Annotated in this window: 2 protein-coding genes; both read right to left on the bottom strand. The window is 53.2% G+C overall.

The features are described from left to right. Positions 1 to 207, bottom strand: a 207-nt coding sequence (locus AC1DWI_RS24235) for an LSm family protein (RefSeq protein WP_477726052.1), incomplete at its 3' end; no start/stop codon positions are given. Positions 208 to 666: 459 nt separating this feature from the next. After that, on the bottom strand, positions 667 to 1,053 hold a 387-nt coding region (locus tag AC1DWI_RS24230; protein WP_477726051.1), incomplete at its 5' end, for an ATP-binding cassette domain-containing protein.

Here is a 1,053-nt window from a genome sequence, read left to right as displayed (position 1 = left end):
CGCATATTCGGCGCCTTCGACTTCCAGGACAAACTGGAGCTGGCGGGTGACTTTTTCGCAGTCCTCGGCATTGATGAACTGTTCGGCACCCTTGACGTAAGACATGTCGATCGTGACGCGCAGCAAACCACCGCCGGTGCGTTCGATCTCGACCAGCTCGTAGCCCAGCCCCGTCACAGTTTGCTCAATCGTCTCTTGCAATGCCATTCAGTCTCTTAAACCCGCTCTAAATCCGTATGTTCAAAAACAAACGCCCAAAAAAAATGGGCGGTGAAAACCCGCCCATTTGGTCGTGAAGCTCTTATTGTAACGTGCTGCGCCCTTCGATGCAAACAATTTCCGTGCCTGACACGCTAGAGATTGCCTGAACCGTCGATGTAAATCCTTCTGGTTACGACGCCCACCTGCTCATTGGAACAGGCCTGATGAATCGACCCAAGGCATGTCCTTTTCGGCCAACCAATCCGGCGTCACCACTAGAAAGAAGCAGCGTCAAAATGAATGCATCGCTGCGTGAAAGTCCAAATGACGCCTCCTCTTCACGCTTCCTTGAAAAAAATTTGTAAATCCAATAAAACCAATTAAATCATATGGATTTTTAATTTAGTTAAAGTAATTTATAAGGATTTTTTGTGATCTCCGCGGGGCCGTGGAGACGCACAATATTCAAGCCGCGGTGACCAGAACCCGCGTATAGGGATGCTGAGGTGTATCCAGCACTTCGCTCAGTGAGCCTGACTCCAGCACATCGCCGTCCTTCATCACCATGACTTCATGGGCCATGGCACGAATCACGTCGACGTCGTGCGTGATCAGCAAATAACTCAGGCCACGCTCGCGCTGCAATCTTTGCAGCAGTCCCAGCACCTGTTTCTGGATAGTGACGTCCAGCGCGCTGGTGGGTTCGTCCAGCACCAGCAGGCTGGGGTTGACGATCAGCGCGCGCGCAATGGCCAGCCGCTGGCGCTGCCCGCCTGAAAATTCGTGCGGATAGCGCTGCAGCAAACCCGGAAACTGGGCCTCGGTCATACCGACATCGGCCAGCGCCTGCAG

The sequence above is a fragment of the Polaromonas sp. P3_C2 genome (genome assembly GCF_056402675.1).
This window is presented reverse-complemented; position numbering and strand designations above follow the sequence as displayed.